This window comes from Cobetia sp. (assembly GCF_983723665.1).
This window is the reverse complement of sequence record NZ_CFDJES010000059.1, coordinates 1-17,192: the sequence shown is the minus strand read 5'-3', so window position 1 is coordinate 17,192 and position 17,192 is coordinate 1. Positions and strand designations below refer to the sequence as shown.

Annotated in this window: 13 protein-coding genes; all 13 read right to left on the bottom strand. The window is 62.0% G+C overall.

Going from position 1 to position 17,192, the window contains the following annotated elements:
- Nucleotides 1-839, bottom strand: an 839-nt coding sequence (locus tag AC4FAH_RS07910; protein WP_490245864.1) for a glycosyltransferase, incomplete at its 3' end; no start/stop codon positions are given.
- Nucleotides 840-1,462: 623 nt separating this feature from the next.
- Complete coding sequence (locus AC4FAH_RS07905; protein WP_287020258.1) at nucleotides 1,463-1,933, bottom strand: hypothetical protein; 471 nt, start codon at nucleotides 1,931-1,933, stop codon at nucleotides 1,463-1,465.
- A 26-nt stretch (nucleotides 1,934-1,959) separates the two neighbouring features.
- Nucleotides 1,960-3,126, bottom strand: a complete 1,167-nt coding sequence (locus tag AC4FAH_RS07900) for a glycosyltransferase family 4 protein (protein ID WP_248377352.1) — start codon at nucleotides 3,124-3,126, stop codon at nucleotides 1,960-1,962.
- A 167-nt stretch (nucleotides 3,127-3,293) separates the two neighbouring features.
- Nucleotides 3,294-4,412, bottom strand: a complete 1,119-nt coding sequence (locus tag AC4FAH_RS07895) for a hypothetical protein (RefSeq protein ID WP_248377349.1) — start codon at nucleotides 4,410-4,412, stop codon at nucleotides 3,294-3,296.
- An 8-nt stretch (nucleotides 4,413-4,420) separates the two neighbouring features.
- Complete coding sequence (locus AC4FAH_RS07890) at nucleotides 4,421-5,218, bottom strand: glycosyltransferase family 4 protein (protein ID WP_490245863.1); 798 nt, start codon at nucleotides 5,216-5,218, stop codon at nucleotides 4,421-4,423.
- A 113-nt stretch (nucleotides 5,219-5,331) separates the two neighbouring features.
- A complete protein-coding gene (locus AC4FAH_RS07885) occupies nucleotides 5,332-6,321 on the bottom strand; it encodes a phosphoribosyltransferase family protein (RefSeq protein WP_131432407.1) in 990 nt (329 codons plus the stop codon).
- A 144-nt stretch (nucleotides 6,322-6,465) separates the two neighbouring features.
- Nucleotides 6,466-7,590, bottom strand: a complete 1,125-nt coding sequence (locus tag AC4FAH_RS07880) for a glycosyltransferase family 2 protein (protein ID WP_490245862.1) — start codon at nucleotides 7,588-7,590, stop codon at nucleotides 6,466-6,468.
- Entirely contained in the window at nucleotides 7,584-9,053 is a 1,470-nt protein-coding gene (locus AC4FAH_RS07875; RefSeq protein ID WP_153636194.1) for a lipopolysaccharide biosynthesis protein, read from the bottom strand. Before AC4FAH_RS07875 ends, AC4FAH_RS07880 begins: the two co-directional genes overlap by 7 nt.
- Entirely contained in the window at nucleotides 9,044-9,883 is an 840-nt protein-coding gene (locus tag AC4FAH_RS07870; RefSeq protein WP_490245861.1) for a WbqC family protein, read from the bottom strand. Before AC4FAH_RS07870 ends, AC4FAH_RS07875 begins: the two co-directional genes overlap by 10 nt.
- Before the next feature lie 2 nt (nucleotides 9,884-9,885).
- A complete protein-coding gene (locus AC4FAH_RS07865) occupies nucleotides 9,886-11,028 on the bottom strand; it encodes a DegT/DnrJ/EryC1/StrS family aminotransferase (protein ID WP_490245860.1) in 1,143 nt (380 codons plus the stop codon).
- A 178-nt stretch (nucleotides 11,029-11,206) separates the two neighbouring features.
- Complete coding sequence (locus AC4FAH_RS07860; RefSeq protein WP_490245859.1) at nucleotides 11,207-12,517, bottom strand: exopolysaccharide biosynthesis polyprenyl glycosylphosphotransferase; 1,311 nt, start codon at nucleotides 12,515-12,517, stop codon at nucleotides 11,207-11,209.
- Between the two features lie 55 nt (nucleotides 12,518-12,572).
- Entirely contained in the window at nucleotides 12,573-14,792 is a 2,220-nt protein-coding gene (locus AC4FAH_RS07855; protein WP_153636196.1) for a polysaccharide biosynthesis tyrosine autokinase, read from the bottom strand.
- 90 nt (nucleotides 14,793-14,882) lie between these two features.
- The gene (locus AC4FAH_RS07850; RefSeq protein WP_279838559.1) at nucleotides 14,883-16,001 is read right to left on the bottom strand and encodes a polysaccharide export protein; all 1,119 of its coding nucleotides are present in this window, start codon (nucleotides 15,999-16,001) and stop codon (nucleotides 14,883-14,885) included.
- Nucleotides 16,002-17,192: the final 1,191 nt, after the last annotated feature.

The following is a 17,192-nucleotide window of genomic DNA, read 5'->3' as shown; positions in this document are numbered from 1 at the left end:
AAGGATTGCGCTTCCAGCAGGGTCATCGGCAGCCCCTCCCAGCGTGAGCTCATCACGTACAGCGCCGCCCGCTGATACTCCTTTTCCACCTGTGAGGTGCGGCCCACGAAGACGACGCTGTCACTCAGGCCCAATGTCCATGCCTGGGCCTTGAGGTCATTTTCATCCTCGCCCCAGCCGACGATGCGCAGCCGCCAGTCAGGGTGGACCGACACGACCTTGTGCCAGGCATTCAGCAGCACATCGAAGCCCTTCTGCTCCGTGAGGCGCCCGACAGCAAGCACGGTACGCGACGCTGCGCTCTCCTCGCTGGGCCTGGAGAAGTGTGGTACCGGATTCCAGATCGCGCCGACCTTGTCGCGGATGCGATAGCGCGCTCGCCAGGCTTCAGCGTCCCGCTCGGTGAGCACCACGATGGCGTCGGCCAGGCGCACGGCGGTCGAGCGCCCCACCGAACGCAGGCGTGAACCATGATCGGTGGCGAGGTTGAAATGCTCCCAGCAGATGATCCGGGCGCGCTGGAACGAGGCCCACGGCGCACAGAAGGCGAACAGGATCGAATCCACCAGCACCACCACATCGGCCTGTTGATGGCGGACCTTGGTCAGCAACGCCGAACTGATGCCCAGCGAGCGTCTTGCCCCGCCTCTGGCTTCCTTCAGATTCAGGCAACAGGTCGTGATGCTGTCCTCCAGGGCAAACGAGCTGGTCGCTGGCCCGAACAGACTCGCGATCATCACCTCATGACCCGAGCGCGCCAGTCCGCTGGCGATTTCGCATGTGACACGTTCCGTGCCTCCGTCGCTGGAAAGATTACCGACGACAAACAGAATCTTCATTGGCTCATGCGCTCCACAGGGAAATGCTCGCCGCGAGGCACCCGACCGCTGGCGAGATATCGCCTTGCTTGATCGAAATGCTCAACTGCGGCGCAGAAAAAACCCGCCACCGACGAGGGTCGATGGCGGGAGATAGGGGGTATGACATGAAGCGGTGCGATCTAGCGCAGAATGCTAGCGCAGGAACGGTCGCGCAAAACGGCTGACAGCAAGACGAGCGGCGGCCACCACGTCTTTACCGCTTCATGAAGAACAATGCCTCAGGCATTTTTTGGAAAGACGGAGGGTACGTCAGAAAGACAGCACATTTAGAAAGAAAACGCGCCAGCAAGACAGAACGGCAAGAGGATCGTGTGGGGTAAGCGGGCACGGGGAGCTAGTACGGAAAGCGAGTTCGAAAAGCAAGAGTAGCAAGCGGCCTGAGCGCTGAACGAACACTGCCAGGCATCATGCGAGATGCCAGCTCAACGCGTCTTGCCGATTCCGCCTTTTGAGAGGCACGCTTCGCACTGAGTCAAGGCGGACCTATAACGCGCGCCGCGGCATGGGGGATGAAAAGATAAATCCAATGCCGGCGCGCCAGGCTCAGCTCGATAGCTCAATGCTGGCACCTGAAGACAGGATCAGCGGCCAGCCATCGGGTGCGACGACTCAGCGTCCTGCTGGCTCGTCCGGCTGGCAGTGATGGCTTCAGTCGAGACGCGATGGATGATGCCGCAGTCTTCACAGTGATAGAGCGGCGCCTTGCCGGCCAGTCGCTGCCACCAATGGCGTTTTACGCGATGTACGCTGGCGCCCCCGCATTGGGCGCAGAAACGATATCCACTCATGACGACATTCTGCTCTCTGTTGATGGTGTTCACGGGCATCCTTCCCTTTGATAACGATCGATCGCGTTCCAGCGAGACGGCCTGTTCAGCGACACGCGCTGTGTCATTGCCAGAAGAAGCACTGTCCCGACCGATTGAGCTCTCCAGGCAGGCGCCTGTCACTCTCACTCGCGGGGCCATTATGCGCGTTAAATCCAGCAGCAGTTCCTGATATTTGCCCAACTGTCGAGAACGATTTTCTTCATCTTCCTGACGAAAATCCAACGGTGTCAATGTGTTAGCGCCCCGCCTCAGGCGGTAGCGAGTACTGACTTACGCAACTCGATATCCAGTGTGTGCTGCAGACAGCCCAGATAGGCACGCACCACGATCTGCTGATCAAATTCACGTTCGATACGCACGCGTGCCGCCTGCCCTGCCTCCATCAATGCCGCATGCGGCATGTCCAGACAGCCCTGCATCTGCTGCTCAAGAGACTCGACATTGGCCGCTTCGCACAGCCAGCCAGTGACGCCGGGATTGACCGAGCTGCGACAGCCCGGCACATCACTGACGATCGCCGGACGCCCCATCGAGGCCGCCTCCAGTACCGTGCGCGGCATGCCTTCCCGGTACGACGGCAGCACCAGCACATTGGCCTCGGCCAGGAAGGGGCGCACATCCCGCTGTTCGCCCAGGTAGTGCAACACGCCGCGCTCGCGCCAGGCAGCGATTTCCTCATCGCTGATCGCGGTGCGATTGCTGATTCCCGACGGGCCGATCAACCAGAAGCGTGCCTGCGGATAACGCTCATGCAGACGCTCGGCCGCCGTCACGTATTCCCGCACCCCCTTGTCGCCGATCAGGCGTGCGACCATCACAAAGGTCAGCGGTGGCGTCTGCGGTTGCGGCGCAAAGGCGAAGCGTTGCGGGTCGATACCGGCGCCGGGCAGCACGACAGACGGCGTGGACTTCTGCAGCCCGAGGCGCATGAACAGGCGTTGGTCATCGCGGTTCTCGAAGAACACGCAACGCGCGCCACGGTTGGCGAAGCCATACAGCGCCCGTACCCGACGAAACAGCCAGCTGTCATGTATGAAGGCGGTGCCCAACCCCGAGACGTTGTTGGTATAGGGGATCTTGAGCAGCCGACACGCCAGCCCCGAATAGACATTGGCCTTGATGGTGAAGTTGAGAACATAGCGTGGCTTGAGTTTCAGCAATGTCCCCAGCAGCGCCAGCAGACTCTTGCCCTCACCGATCAGCGAGGTGCCCTTGCCTTCCATGCCCAGCGCACGATGCTCGACCCTGAGCTCGTCCACCAGGTACGCGCTATGCGCATCGGTGGGCGCAAGGCACACCACGCGATACCCCGAGTCACGCAGCCCTTCGATGACGCCGCGATGGAAGTTGTAGAGAAAGAACGACGAGTTGGAGACCAGCACCACCGTGGAGGGCTGTGCATCATGTGTTGGCATGGGGCATTCCTTGCGTGTCATGCGAAGAAGAACATGCGCGAGCTTGAGCCCGCGCGACCGGAAGCATCCGGAAGAGAAACCCTGGACAAGAGGAACCATCGACGAGAGAGACGATCGAGAAGCGACACCAGCGCGAAAGGGAAGGCGTCGTGGCTCGGTCCAGCAGGTCAGTCCAGCAACGCAGGCCGGCGTTGCTGCTGCCACAGACGCACCAGCCCTGTGTCATGCGCCATGCACACCACATAGATGACCAGGAACGGGAAGCGATAGCGCACCGCGGTGCCGTAGTTGAAGACGACGAGTCCATAGATGGTGAAGGCGCCGATCAGATACAGCAGCCAGAAGAGCGTCTTCTCGCGCTGGACCTGCCAGCACTTGAGGGTCAGCCAGACAAGGAAGGCGACCACCAGCAGGTTCTCTCCCGACTGGATCAACTGCAGCGCATTGGCGGCTTCCCAGGGCAATGGCTTGATCAGGAAATAGAGCGCACCCTGGATCCCCGTCACCACGAAGTCCCCGAAGCCCTGAATCACCTCCACATCCTCGATCTTGCCGCCATCCTCCAGGTACATGGCCGCGCGGAAGAAGTTGATCTGGTCCACCGCCAGCGGATAGATGACCAGCACGCTCGCGGCCAGCCCGACCAGCAACCAGCAGAATCGCTTGGTCGACAGGCCCTGGCGGCTGACGTCATAGAGGAGATAGATGCCGAGGAAGATCAGCATGATCAAAGCGTTCTGGAACTTGATGATCCATAACGGCAGCAGGAAGATCAGCGCCCATATCGGCCGGCGTTCGATGGCCAGCAGGAAGCTGCCGAGCATGAAGCCGGTGACCAGGGTGTCGCGCAGGCTCAGTGAGCTGTAGAGCACCAGGCTCGGGTAGCACAGCACGAACAGCAGTACCGCGTGGGAGATGATGCCGCGGCGAATCAGCACCATCAGCGCGCCGATATAGAGGAACTTGTTGAAGAAGCCCAGGCTGGTGATGGTTTCCGCCAGCGGCAACGGCAACAGCGCCAGAAATCCCGACGAGACCGAGACGGTCAGGGAGTGGTCCATCGCTCCCCAGTCCATGCTGCGCATGGCCAATACCTGCTCCCAGTAGCGGAACTGGTCCGGCATGTACTCGGCATCGAACAGCACATTGTTCAACAGGTACGGCACCGCACTGCTCAGACTCAGGATGATCGCGACATTGCGCGTCACCCAACCGCGCAGAAAGCCCACCATCACCAGTACCAGACAGACGAGCAGGTTGGGCAGGTCGAGCAGAATGTGTTCCATGGAAAGACTTATTCTCGTGCGCCGCTGTTGGCCAGTTCGGCCTGCAGACTGGCGGATGACATGAGGGACGCGGACGCGCCGGTATCAGCGCTGGTGGCCTGCCGACTCACCACGCCAGAGGTATCGAGGGACGGCGAGGACTGCGCGAGGCCAGCCGCAGCTCCCCCACTGCTGACCTGCCAGCTTTGGGACGAGAAGGGTGACGCGCCCTCGACCTCGGCTGCCGACAGCATCAGCGACAGGCACTGCATCAATTGATGCTCGCCCAGCGCGCCCGTCTCCTCATCAGGGGCCAACGGCAACGTCACGACGCGCGCTGCCTCGATACCGCCCTCGTGGCGTGCCTGGCAGCCGGCTTCATCGCTTTCGACCAGCACCAGTGCCGCATGCGGATACTTGAGCGCCATCCGGCGCCTCAGGCCCCGCGCCTTGCTGCCCGCCGCCACCAGTTCACTGGCCGGTGTCACGGCATGATGCGCAATCACCGGCACGCGCCAACGATCCAGACGGCGCGCCTTGAGCGCATTAAGGTTGGCTTCCAGACCGCTGGACAACAGGACACACGGGCGATGACGCGCCAGATAGCGCGTCAGGGCCAGCACGCCCGTCAACTCAGTGTGCACGCCCAGCTCTACCAACCGCACCCCATGGGCCAGACCTTCGATCAACTCCTCATGGGCCTGGGGCACGATGAGGTCCACCTCGTGACCCTGGCGCGTCAGCCCCGCCGCCAACGCCAGCATCTGGCGAGTCTCGAGGGTCATCTGCCGTGCCACGACCAAAAGCGCCATCCGATGCGTCTTCATTGCCACTCCTTCGCCAGTGTTAGCCTTGAGCCAGGCTTGATCGAGTCAATACACGATGACCGCCATGCCATCTGCACATGGCGATCGACGTCAGCCCACTTCCTTCGGTGCGTTCAGGCCAGGCGCTGATAGACACTGCGCGCCTGGCGGGCCAGCGGCGCCGGCAACCAGGTCACGACCCGGCGCGCCATGCGCTTGAACGTGCACACCAGCACTTGGCCCTTCTTCTGCGCTGACATCGAGGCCCACTCGGGAGTCATCATCTGGTGGGCGTCCACGCAATAGACGGGCCTGCCGGTCATGCGCGTGATGTTGGTGGCCTGCCCCACCTCGCTTTCGATGAACAGGCGACAGCCGGAGTCACGGTAGTAATCCGCCTTGTGACTCGAATGGCGATTCTGACGCAGGCGCTCTTCCTTGCTGGGCAGGTCGAGCATGATCAGGTGGTCATACTCGACACCGTGCCGGGCCAGCCAGGCGGTCGTCTCGGGACGATATTTTTCCAGCCGATTGGTGACCAGCGAGTGCACTCGGTAGGTCGGGATATGCAGAGGCGCCGCGTTGGTCAGGAAGTCGCGATAGCGCGGGCCGTCATCGTTCTGCTCAGGCGTCGGATCGAGGCACAGCACGCCATCGATATCCAGGCAGCTATCGGCCAGCGCCGGGTGATGGAACAGATTCCACTGGAAGGCACGCGGGTGCTCCAGCTCGACCAGATACATGTCCACCCCCACCACCGGAGCCGGGTTGGCATAGATGACGCAGGTGGTGATGTCACAGGGGCATTCTTGCGGAATGCGCGCCAGTGAGGCCTTGAGCGAGGCCCCACTGTTGAAACTGTCGTCGACCAGCAGCACACGCTGATTTTCCCAGGCACTCTGCGCTGCCCCCCGGACCTTGCGTGTCATTCCCTTGCCGGGCGAGCCGTTGGCGATGAAGGTATCGAGATCCGTGCAGGCCCGATTGAGCATGGCGCTGATCATGTAGGCCGGCACCATTCCACTGCGCGGGATCCCGACGATCAGATCAAAATTCCCGGCCTGCAGGCGCGACAACTGTCTGGCGATATCCGAACTCAGGTCGGCGTAACTGCGATAATTCATGTTGCGGTCCCCTTGCGACTCACGACGGCCCAAGGCCGATATCCTTCGCGCTTTTGTGTGTTGCAGCGCTTTTTTGATGTTATTGACGACGTCCTGTCATCAAACGCTTCTCTCGCCCTCATCCCCCCCGATAATCGGGGGCATTCAGGCGCTTTTACGCTTCTGCACTGCGCTGCCGGATGTCACACGACGGCGACGAGTGCCTATCAATTTGGTCATCACATCCTGGCGCACGAGGCGCAGCAGCCGACTGCGGTCCATGTGCGAGAGCAGCGCGACCCCCTGGCGGAAGTTGGCCAGGCGCTGCATGGGGCTCGCGGGCGCCATCACGTACTGCTTGAAGTAGTGATAGAGCGGGATATACAGGCTGTCGGAATGCGGCATATGCCGGGTATTGGCATGAAAGACGTCGATGGCCGAGATCATGTCGCGCTGATAGCGCTGTTCGGCCTCGCTTTCCTGCTGCTGCGATGTCCAGGAACCCTTGGCATTGCGGCGATAGACACAGGCAGCATCTTCGTAATAGAGAGTCTCGCCTTGCAGTGCCATGTAGGACTGCAGGAAGAAGTCCATGATCGGGGCGCCGCGATAGGACGCCATCATCGCGTCGACGGTGGCATCGACGCGTCGGAAGCTGAAGGCCGGTGACGGAATGGAGGCGCCGCGCAGCCCGATCACCGCCTCGGCAGAGATCTTCTTCACGCTATCGGCATAGCGGCAGATGAGCGAATGCTCGCCGGTGGCTTCATTGAATTCCAGCGCCGGGTGGAAGCAGACCGTCGCCTCGGGATAGGCGTCGAACAAGGCGACCTGACGGGCCAGCTTGTCGGGTTTGATCCAGTAATCATCGCCTTCGCAATAGGCAATGATGTCGCCACGCATCACCGGCATACAGAAGGTGATCGGCCAGATATGTTGCGAGTACTGGTTCACGTCCTGCAGGATCGGCCGCACGATGTTCGGGTAACGGGCCGCATATTCCTCGATGATTTCCCGCGTGCCATCCGTCGAGACATCATCATGCACGACGATCTCGAACGGAAAACGCGTGCGCTGCATCAGAAAGCCATCCAGTGCCATGCGAATGTAGTCGCCATGATTGAAGGCGAAGCACATCACCGAGACGCGCGGGGCGCTGAGATCGCCCTCCCACTCGGCCATGATGGCGGCTTCCTCGGCGGGCGCCGGCGGTACAGGCAAGGGGCCTGACTGCGGTGTGCCATCCATGAGGGGCGTCGCGAGTGCCCGGGCATAACTCAGTTCTAACATGCAGTATTCCCCACTTTCCGTTGTGAAAGACGCTCCTGGATCCAGCCGGCGCCGTACTGCCAGGCCGCGAAGCGCAGCCAGCAGGACAGCAACAGATAGGCCGCCCCTGCCAGCAGGCCTGATACCACCAGCACCACCGGCGCCGGCCAGATGGCCAACAGCGCAGGCACGGCCCACCAGGTCGTGCCCGCCACCGCACTGGCCAGCAGCAGAGCCGGCAGGAAGTCGGCCAGCTGCTCGCGGATGCTGTAGTTGATCAACTCCCGCGAGAACCAGGCATTGGGGATGTAGGACACCACCGCCACCACGATCTGCCCGATCAGGATCGCCATCACGCCATGGCGCCAGGTCACCGCCAGCACCGCACAGATCAATACCTTCTTGACGATCTCGAGCCCGAGGAACAGGTCCGAGCGCCCCTTGACCTTGAGCACATTGAGATTGAGCGTGCTCAGGGGATACATGACGGCCGCGATGCACATCAGCTGCAGATAAGGCACCGCCGCCAGCCACCGCTCGGGCAATAGCGTCAGGAACAGCGGCTCGGCCAGCGCCGCCAGCAACAGCATCGCCGGGAACAGCAGATAGACCATGACCTGCAGGATCTGACGATAGGCACTCTTGAGGCGTACGGGATCCGCCTGGATGCTCGCCAGCGCCGGGAAGGTCACGTTCTGCACCGCCGTCACCAGCTGATTGATCACCAGCTCCTTGAGACGCTCGGCGAAGAAGAACAGTCCCGCCACCGAAGCGGAGAACAGCTTGGCGATCAGCAGCACATAGAGATTGACGAACAGCACATCCAGCATGCGTGACAGGAACATCTTGTAGCCGAAGCGGAACATCGCCTTGAACGACACCACATCGAATTCCAGCCGCGGCCGCCAGCTACCCCACCACCACATCAGGGCGGTAGTGACCAGCGCCGCCGTCAACATCTGCCCCACCAGTGCCCAGACCCCGAAGCCCAGCCAGCCCAGCAGCACTGCCACCCCGCCCGACACCACGCTGCCGGGAATGCCAGCCTTCATGCGCGTACGAAAATCCAGCGCACGGTTGAGCATCGCGCCCTGAATGACCTCGAAGGAGTTGATCAGCACCACGATGCCGCCGATACGCACCAGCACGATCAGGCGTGGCTCGGCATAGAAGTCGGCGATCAGGGGGGCGCTGGCATACAGCAGGCCGTAGGCCAGCACCCCGAAGGCGATATTGCTGAAGAAGGCGGTGCTGGCATCACGCGGCCCGAGGGTCGGCATGCGCAGAATGGCTTGCTGAAGACCGGAATCCATCATGGCCGAGGCGATGGTCAGAAAGACCAGCACCATCGCCAGCAACCCGAAATCTTCCGGCACCAGCAGCCGCGCCAGCAGCAGCGTGACCAGACTGGCCATGCCACGCCGCAATAGCTGATCGGAGAAATTCCACAGAATGCCGATGGCGGTCTTGTTGCTCAGTGACACGAGGCGTGGCCCCCCTGTTGCGAGTGGGAGGAGACATCGCGCGCCAGCGGCCCCGGCAGAGGCGCCGTGTCACCCGCAGCATTGCCCGCGGCACGCAGCAGCTCCAGGTCTTCCGGCAGCAGCTGGTACTCGGCGAGTCTGTCGCGCACCTCGCCCGGTGAGCACCACATCAGCACATCGATGATCGACAGGCCGGCGACGAACTCCGCCTGACGCCCCGAGCGACGCGAATCAAGCGGTGTCTGGCAGTAGTCACTCGGCTGGCTGGCGAGGAATGACAGCGTGATGCCATTGGCCGCAAAGGGCGCCGCCTGGTAGAGCTTGCGGCCGCCGATGCTGTTGATGTAACCCTCGGCCCCGCGCATCAGTGACATCTCGATCAGACGGTCCTGGGCCTTGAGACTGCGGTCGTGCTCAAGCTTACTGGTGAGCAGAAAGCGACACTCCAGCCCCAGGTAGTCACACACCCGCTCGAAGCTGTACTTGCACAGCGCCCCGATGCGGCGGTCTTCATGCTGGAACACCGCCTGCAGCAGCGGCATCACCTCTGCGTAATACGGCGCCTTGGCATAGGCGTGATGCAGCGTGGTCAGCAGGCTGTCCGGTGTCGGGCCGAAGACGAGTTCGCTGATCAACCGGTTGGGCGACGCCTTGGGTACCGACAGCGTGAAGCGATGCGCCTTGCCGCCCAGCAGCACATTGTTGCGATGGATATAGCCACGCGGAATGAAGGCGACATCGTCATAGACGAGAAACTCGTCACAGGCATGCATCAGCTGGAAATAGCCGATATGCGGGAACAGATAGGGCTGCATGATCGCGATGTTCATGATCAGGCGGCCTTGACGTGGCGATTGACGATGATGCGCACCGCCCCGAGGATCTCGCTGACCTCAAGCCCCGAGTAGAGCGGCAGACACAGGATACGACTGGCGATATCGGTGGAATGCACGATCTGCGGGGTGATGACATCCTCGTCCTGCAATTCGGCGGCGGGCCGCCCGAGGAAGGACAGCGATTCCAGCGACGGGCAGAAGTAACGTCGTGCCAGATAGCCTTCCTGCTGCAGACGCTGCATCACCTCGAGCAGCATGCTTTCGCTTTCGAGAATGATCGGGAAGTAGGCGTAATTCAGGCTGGCGCCGGTCTGGCGGGTCTGCAGCTGGACATTGCCGCGCAGCGCCTGGGCATAGGCATGCCAGACCAGCGCCCGGCTCTCCAGATTGCCTTCGATCTCATCCAGCACGCACAGCCCCATCGCCGCCTGGAACTCATTCATCTTGGCGTTGATGCCCAGTTCCTCGATGCACTCCGGGCCGGTGATGCCGAAGTTGATCAACTTGCGGGCGCGTTCCAGGTCTTCCTTGCGCTTGAAGATGATCGCGCCGCCTTCGATGCTGTGGAACAGCTTGGTGGCGTGGAAGCTCAGGGTGCTGGCATCGCCATGTGACAGCAGGCTGTTGCCGCGATAGGTCACGCCGAAGGCGTGGGCACCGTCATAGATGACCTTCAGATCATGCGCCTCGCCCAGCGCATCGATGGCCTCGACATCACAGGCATTGCCGAACACGTGCACCGGCACGATGGCACGGGTGCGTGGCGTGATGGCCGACTCGATGCGTGCCGGGTCCAGACACAGGGTGTCGGGGTCAATATCCGTGAAGACCGGCTGCATGCCCTCCCACTTCAGGCTGCTGGCGGTGGCGATGAAGGTGAAGGGCGTGGTGATGACCTCCGCCGATTCGTACTGGCCCGGCATCTGGGCGATGCCCAGCGCGCGATAGGCGATCTGCAGCGCCAGGGTGCCATTGCTGACCAGCAGCAGGTTCTCGACGCCCAGGTAGGTTTCCAGACGCCGAGTGAGCTCCTGCTCGAGCGGGCCGTGGTTGGTCAACCAGCGCCCCTCGAAGATGGAATCCACATAGAGGTCGAAATTCTCCCGCTCCGGGAAGTAGGGACGCGTCACCGTAATCATGATATCGACTCCTTTCGTACATCAGATGAAGGTTGGCTCTGACAGCAGACGAGTGCCGGTGCAGCGCGTTCGCTGCCGGGTTCCTCTGGCAGCGACTCGCTACACGTTTCAGAGAAGTGCCGCACACTCGCCTGCGGAGACACTCGTCTACAGACGTCTACAGAGAGTGCAGACCCGCTCAGCGCGAGCCGTTGCCGCTGATCACGATCTTGATGGTGCGGATCACCACCAGCAGATCGAGCCAGAAGGAAAAGTGCTTGATGTAGAAGAAGTCGTATTCCAGCTTGCGGATCATGCCTTCCACTTCAGCGGCGTAACCCTGCTCGACCTGCGCCCAGCCGGTGATGCCCGGGCGCACGACATGGCGGTAGTGGAAGAACGGCACGTCCTTGCGATACCAGTCGGCCAGATTCATCGACTCGGGGCGCGGGCCGATCAGGCTCATGTCGCCCTTGAGCACATTGAACAGCTGGGGCAGCTCATCGAGACGGCACTTGCGGATGAAGCGCCCGACTCGCGTGATGCGTGGATCACTGCCTTCCTGGGTGAAGCCCGCGCCCTTCATGCCGTCATACATGCTGCGGAACTTGTAGACGGTGAAGGGGCGGCAGTGAAAGCCCATGCGCGGCTGACGGAAGATCACCGGCCCGGGACTGTCGAGGCGGATCGCCAGCGCCGTCAGCAACATGACCGGCGCCAGCAGCGGCAGCATGAGCGCGGCGACGGTGAAGTCCATCCAGCGCTTGATGACCTCATAGTCCTCCCGCGGCGTCAGCGAGCCGAACTCGTTGGCGTAGAGGTGATCCAGCAGCACGCGACCGGTGATCATCTCGTGGGCATGGGTCGCGTGGTAGACCGGGATACGGTGGATGGTGCAGTCGGCCAGGAAGCTCTCCCACTCGCTGGGCAGCTCACCGCGCAGGTCCGCCACCACGCCGTCGATACGCGGCAGGCCGACCAGGTCAGGCCCGCGCAACGACAGCCACTCGACGCCCGGGCGGGTGCACAGACTCGGCGCCTTGCCGTAGGGCACCACCGCGAAGCGCATCCGGCGCAGTCGGGTGTCGATGTAGTAGTAGGCCGTGCACAGGCTCACCGCGAGCAGGAAGGACAGGCCGACCTGGTGACGCGAATACTCAAGCCCCAGCACGCCCAGCACCATCATCAAGGTCAGATAGGAGATGACGATCGCCGGCACGACATAGAGGTAGGAGCGCGTGCCCGGCAGGCGCGACAGGCGATTGACCGCCGTCACCGACAGGGTGTACGCCACACCGGTGCCCAGCAGGGCATGCCACTGATCATCGCTGGTCACCCACCAGTGGGTGTCACCCTGCATCAGCTGGTTCAACCCTGCCTGGTACAGTGCCGGCGCGATGACCACCACCAGCATCCCGAAGATCAGCTGCAATCGCTTGCTGGCCAGCAAGCGCTCGTAGTGATGCGAGTAACGCCGCTGGTGCTCCATCGACAAGGGTATACCGCTCATCGTGCTTACCTCCTCCGTGATTCAAGCGTCATGAGAGCTGCCAAGCGAGACGATGTCAGGCGTAGCTGTAGTTGTAATAACCGTAGCCATGCTTGTCGCCAGCTTGCGGTTCGATGGCATTCAGGATGGCGCCCTTGACGTGAATGCCATTGTTCTCGAGCTTCTTGCGTGCATGCTCGAGTTCGCGCACCTGGTTCATGCCAAAGCGCGCCACCATCAGACTGGCGCCGACGTGACGACCGATAATCAGCGCTTCGGTCACGGCCAGTACCGGCGGCGTGTCGATGATGATCAGGTCGTAACGCTCACCGAGTTGCTCCAGCAGCTCGGCGAAATTGGGCTGCATCAACAGCTCCGACGGGTTGGGCGGCGCGACGCCACGGCCCAGGAAATCAAGATTGTCGATGCGCGAGTGATACAGCACGCTGTCCAGCGGACTGGCACCGCTGAGCACATCCGACAGACCGCCCTGCTCGGAGGTACGCTGGAAGGCGTGATGCAGGTGACCACGGCGCATATCGGCATCGATCAGCAGCACGCGCTGACCGGCCTCGGCGCTCACCGCCGCCAGATTGAGGCTGACGAAGCTCTTACCGATGCCCGGACTCGGCCCGGTGAACATCACCGACTTGCGGCGATTGTCGAGTAGGGCGAAGTGCAGGCTGGTACGCAGGCTGCGCAGGGCCTCGATACTGATGTCCGACGGCTGGGAGGTGGCCAGCACCCCCTGATAGATCTCGCGGCCGCCCTTCTCGCCCTTGAGGCGCACGCGGCGCATCATGTTGTGCTGCTGCGGCGACAGCGGCACCGTGGCGTAGACGGGCAGGTCCAGCGCCTCGATCTGCTCGGCGGTGTCGATGCCCTTGCGCATCGCATGACGCAGCAGCGCGGCCAGCGTGCCCAGCATCAGGCCGATCATGCAGAACACGGCCAGCATCAGGGACGTCTTCGGCGAGATGGGCACTGGCTGCAGCACTGCCGGGTCCAGGATGCGCACGTTGCCGACGGTGCCGGCCTTCTTGAGGCGCACTTCCTCGCGCTTGTTGAGCAGCGCGACATAGATTTCCTGGCTGACGGTGACATTGCGGTTCAGGTTGAGCGCCTCGCGCTGGGCGGCCGGCAACTGCTCGGCCTGCTTCTGCACGCGCGCCTTCTCCTGATTGAGCGAATCACGACGTGCCACCAGCGCCCGATAGGCCGGGTGCTCGCTGGTGTAGGCACGGGACAGCTCGGCCAGGCGCAGCTTGATCTCGGTCAGCTGATTGTCCAGCCCGACGAGATTCTCCATCACCTGCTGACTCTCGGCGGTCAGATCGACCGAGTCGCGACGACGGCGATAGTCGTTGAGTGCCGATTCGGCCTCATCGAGCTGGCCACGCAGCGTCGGGATCTGGTCGCCCAGAAAGCCGAGCTGATTGTCCGCCTCGGCGGATTCCCGCTCGATGTTCTGCTGCAGGAAGACATTGGTGATGGTGTCCAGGGTGTTGACGATGGCGGTCTGGTCACTGCCGGACAGGCTCAGCGTGACCACCCCGGTGTCGGTGCCATTGCGCACGGCGGTGAAGCGCGACTTGAGCGAATTGATGGCGCTCAGGTCCGAGATGCTGGTCAGCGTGAAGCGCGCCCCCGGCTCGGCTGACAACTCGCGCACGAAGACCTTGATGCCTTCCGCCAGCGCGTTCTCGCCCACCTTGCCATCGACGATCGCCTGCCCCTCTGCATCCAGCAGGCGGTAGCGCTCATCGCCCAGGGCCTCGAGGGTCAGCGTCTGCTGTTGCCACGGGCCGCCGAGCTCGAGCGTGGTGACCTTGAGGGTGTCATCGCCCCAGGCGTAATCCTGCCCGCCGAGACTGGCCGGCAGGCGCAGATGGCGGTTGGAGAGCCAGTCACCGATGACCGGGTAACGCACCGGAGAGACCACGATATTGAGGCGCTCGCGGTCCACGGCCTGGCCCAATACCAGTCGTGAGGCGAGAATTTCCAGCTCATCGCTGGTGCTGCTCTCGTCGCTGCCGGTCGCCTGACCGGCCAGCGGCCCCAGCAGGCTGGCGCTGCCGCCCTTGTCCTCGATCTGGATCAGGGAATCGGCCAGGTAGATGCGCTGCTGGCTACCGACGAGATAGATGCCCAGGAGGGTGAACAGCAGCGTGCTGCCGATCAGCCACCAGCGTCGATGCCAGAGCAAGGCGAGAATGGTGCTGAAATCGAGTCGGCGCGTGGTGTCCTTGCCAGGCTGTGCAGAAGAGGATGGCATGGGAGAGGTGTACTGATTCATGACGCCGCCTTGAGTAAACGATTCAGGCCCGGCAGGCAGGTGATACGGCAGGTCGCGACGCGACCTGCCATGCGGGAGTGGGACATGACCTCAATCCTCGATGTCATCGATGACCGAGACGAAGGCCCCGGTACTGGTCACGGACGGCAGCAGCTGGCTCAGCACACGGTTCCAGCGGCTGACCGGTGCGGCGGTCACGTAGACCACATCACGCGGTTGCAGCGGGAAGCGCGCGCCCAGCATCAGCGAGGTCGCATCCGAGATATCGAGAATGAAGACCGTGGCCAGCTTGTCGGACTCCGGCGAATTTTCACGCACCACGAAGACGCCTGACGGATTGGCGCGGTCCTCATCGACCCCGCCGGCCCGCGACAGCGCATCGGTGAGGCTCAGACGTTCATTGCCCACCGGCATGTTGCCGGGCTTGAGTACCTGACCGAGCACGAAGACGTTCTGGTCTTCCGCCACCGGTATATTGATCACGTCGCCATCCTTGAGCAGACGGTTCTGACGCATGTCGCCCTGCTGCAGCAGCTGATAGAGACTCAGGTGCTCCTGCTGGCCGTCGCGCGTCAGCGTGATGTTGTGGGTGTTGGCCAGTGCCGTGACCCCACCGCTGGCACTGATGGCATCGATCAGGGTCAGCGGAACATCCGTGACCGGCACGAAGCCTGGCTCGGTCACGGCGCCACTCAGATAGACGCGTTTGGAGCGGAATTGCGCCACCGAGACATTGACCTGCGGCTCGGTGATGTAACGGGACAGCCCCGCGACCAGCGCGGCGCGCACTTCATCCACCGTCATGTCGCGAATGTTGATGCGCCCGACATAGGGGTAGAACAGCGTGCCATCCGGCTGGACGATGTAGGTCAGCGCCTCGACCGTCTGACGCTGCACACCGCTTTCCTGAGCCAGGTCCAGCGGCGTGCTCAGGTTGATGGCCAGGATGTCGCCGCCGCCCACGCGGTAGACGTACTGCTTGATGTCATCGACCAGCTCAGGCGGCGCGGGAGCGGTCTGGGCGGGGCGTGCGCGATAGTTGGAGATCAGCCCGGGGGTGATCGGCGTGACTTCCACCTGGTCGGTCAGCGGCGCGACCTCGGCTTCATAATCCATGTGCCCACCGGGCGCGAAGGCACACCCGCTCATCGCCAATACCACGGCGGCAAATGAGAACGCCCGGAGCGTCGTTCTGACCGGTATATCCATATCCTGTCTCTTCCCCTGTGATCCTGACCGCTACCGCCAGGCGCTGTTTCGGCACGCTACCGCCCCGAGGAACTGGCGTTCTCCCCTGCTGCCGATAGCGGCGCCCTGTTGGCGTACATGTCATCTGTCATGGAATGGTCACGCCTGCCCTTCGATACCCCTGCGATATCCCCGGACACACGTCAGGCATGAGTCCATGACACATGCCCATGACCGAACTCCGAAATGGAACGTTTATTAGTATTTTAGTAATTCACTACCAGGCATCTAACACATGCAACATATTGCATTGATCGACTTTGTCATCAATCAAGACAACATGACTCATTTGATTAACCGATACTTATAAGATTGATCGCACCAACATTACTGATTACTTATTTCTTGCACTTTTATTGACATTTCTGTTCAAGCGACTCGTTGCTTTAACCTGTCAGGAGCCACTGTCGACGGAAGGTTTATGCAGCCCCTTCAAGCAGGCGAGACCTGACGATCTCGTTGGCGAGTCAGCTGGCACGGCAGCGTCAGAACGGGATGAGAATTCATGCCCGCATGCATTCCATGGAGAGGTGCGATGATTGAGGTGCAACGCTCGATCGCCAAGTTGCGCCTGCGCCATCTGCCCGACCCGGCAGGTAGCGCGGCCTCGAATGAGGCGACCGCCCAATGCCCCGCAAGACAAGGGACACGCCGCTGGCGCGTAAGGCACCGACGGCTTCGTCAATCACGTCCAATATATCAAATCCATTTAATACAATGTGTTACTGACATTCTCTGCCTGAGCTGACGCACTATCCTGTACGTCTGTGGCAAGCTCGGGTCTGACTGACCACCCAGCGGCAATGACCCCGACCCCAGACTCGACCCCGGGACTTGATGCCTTCTCATGAGGCATTTCGCCGTACCCGGTGTCGCACGCTGGAGCGGTACCTCTACCCGCCTGACTGCCCATCTGCGAGGCCCGGCCTGCTCTTGTCTCGTGCTTGTATCGCGCTTGTGTCGCTCGACTCCTGCGCATGCTGTCTGCCTGCCCTGGCCATGCCCGACGACCTCGATAGGCCGTGACATGACGCACGTCGCAGCGAAGAGAACCTGGCGCTTTACCGGCGACGTCTGATTCGCCAATAAGCGACATTACTGTCCCCTCTTCAACAGGGCTGATAATAAATCAATTGACTTCAACAGCAAGGA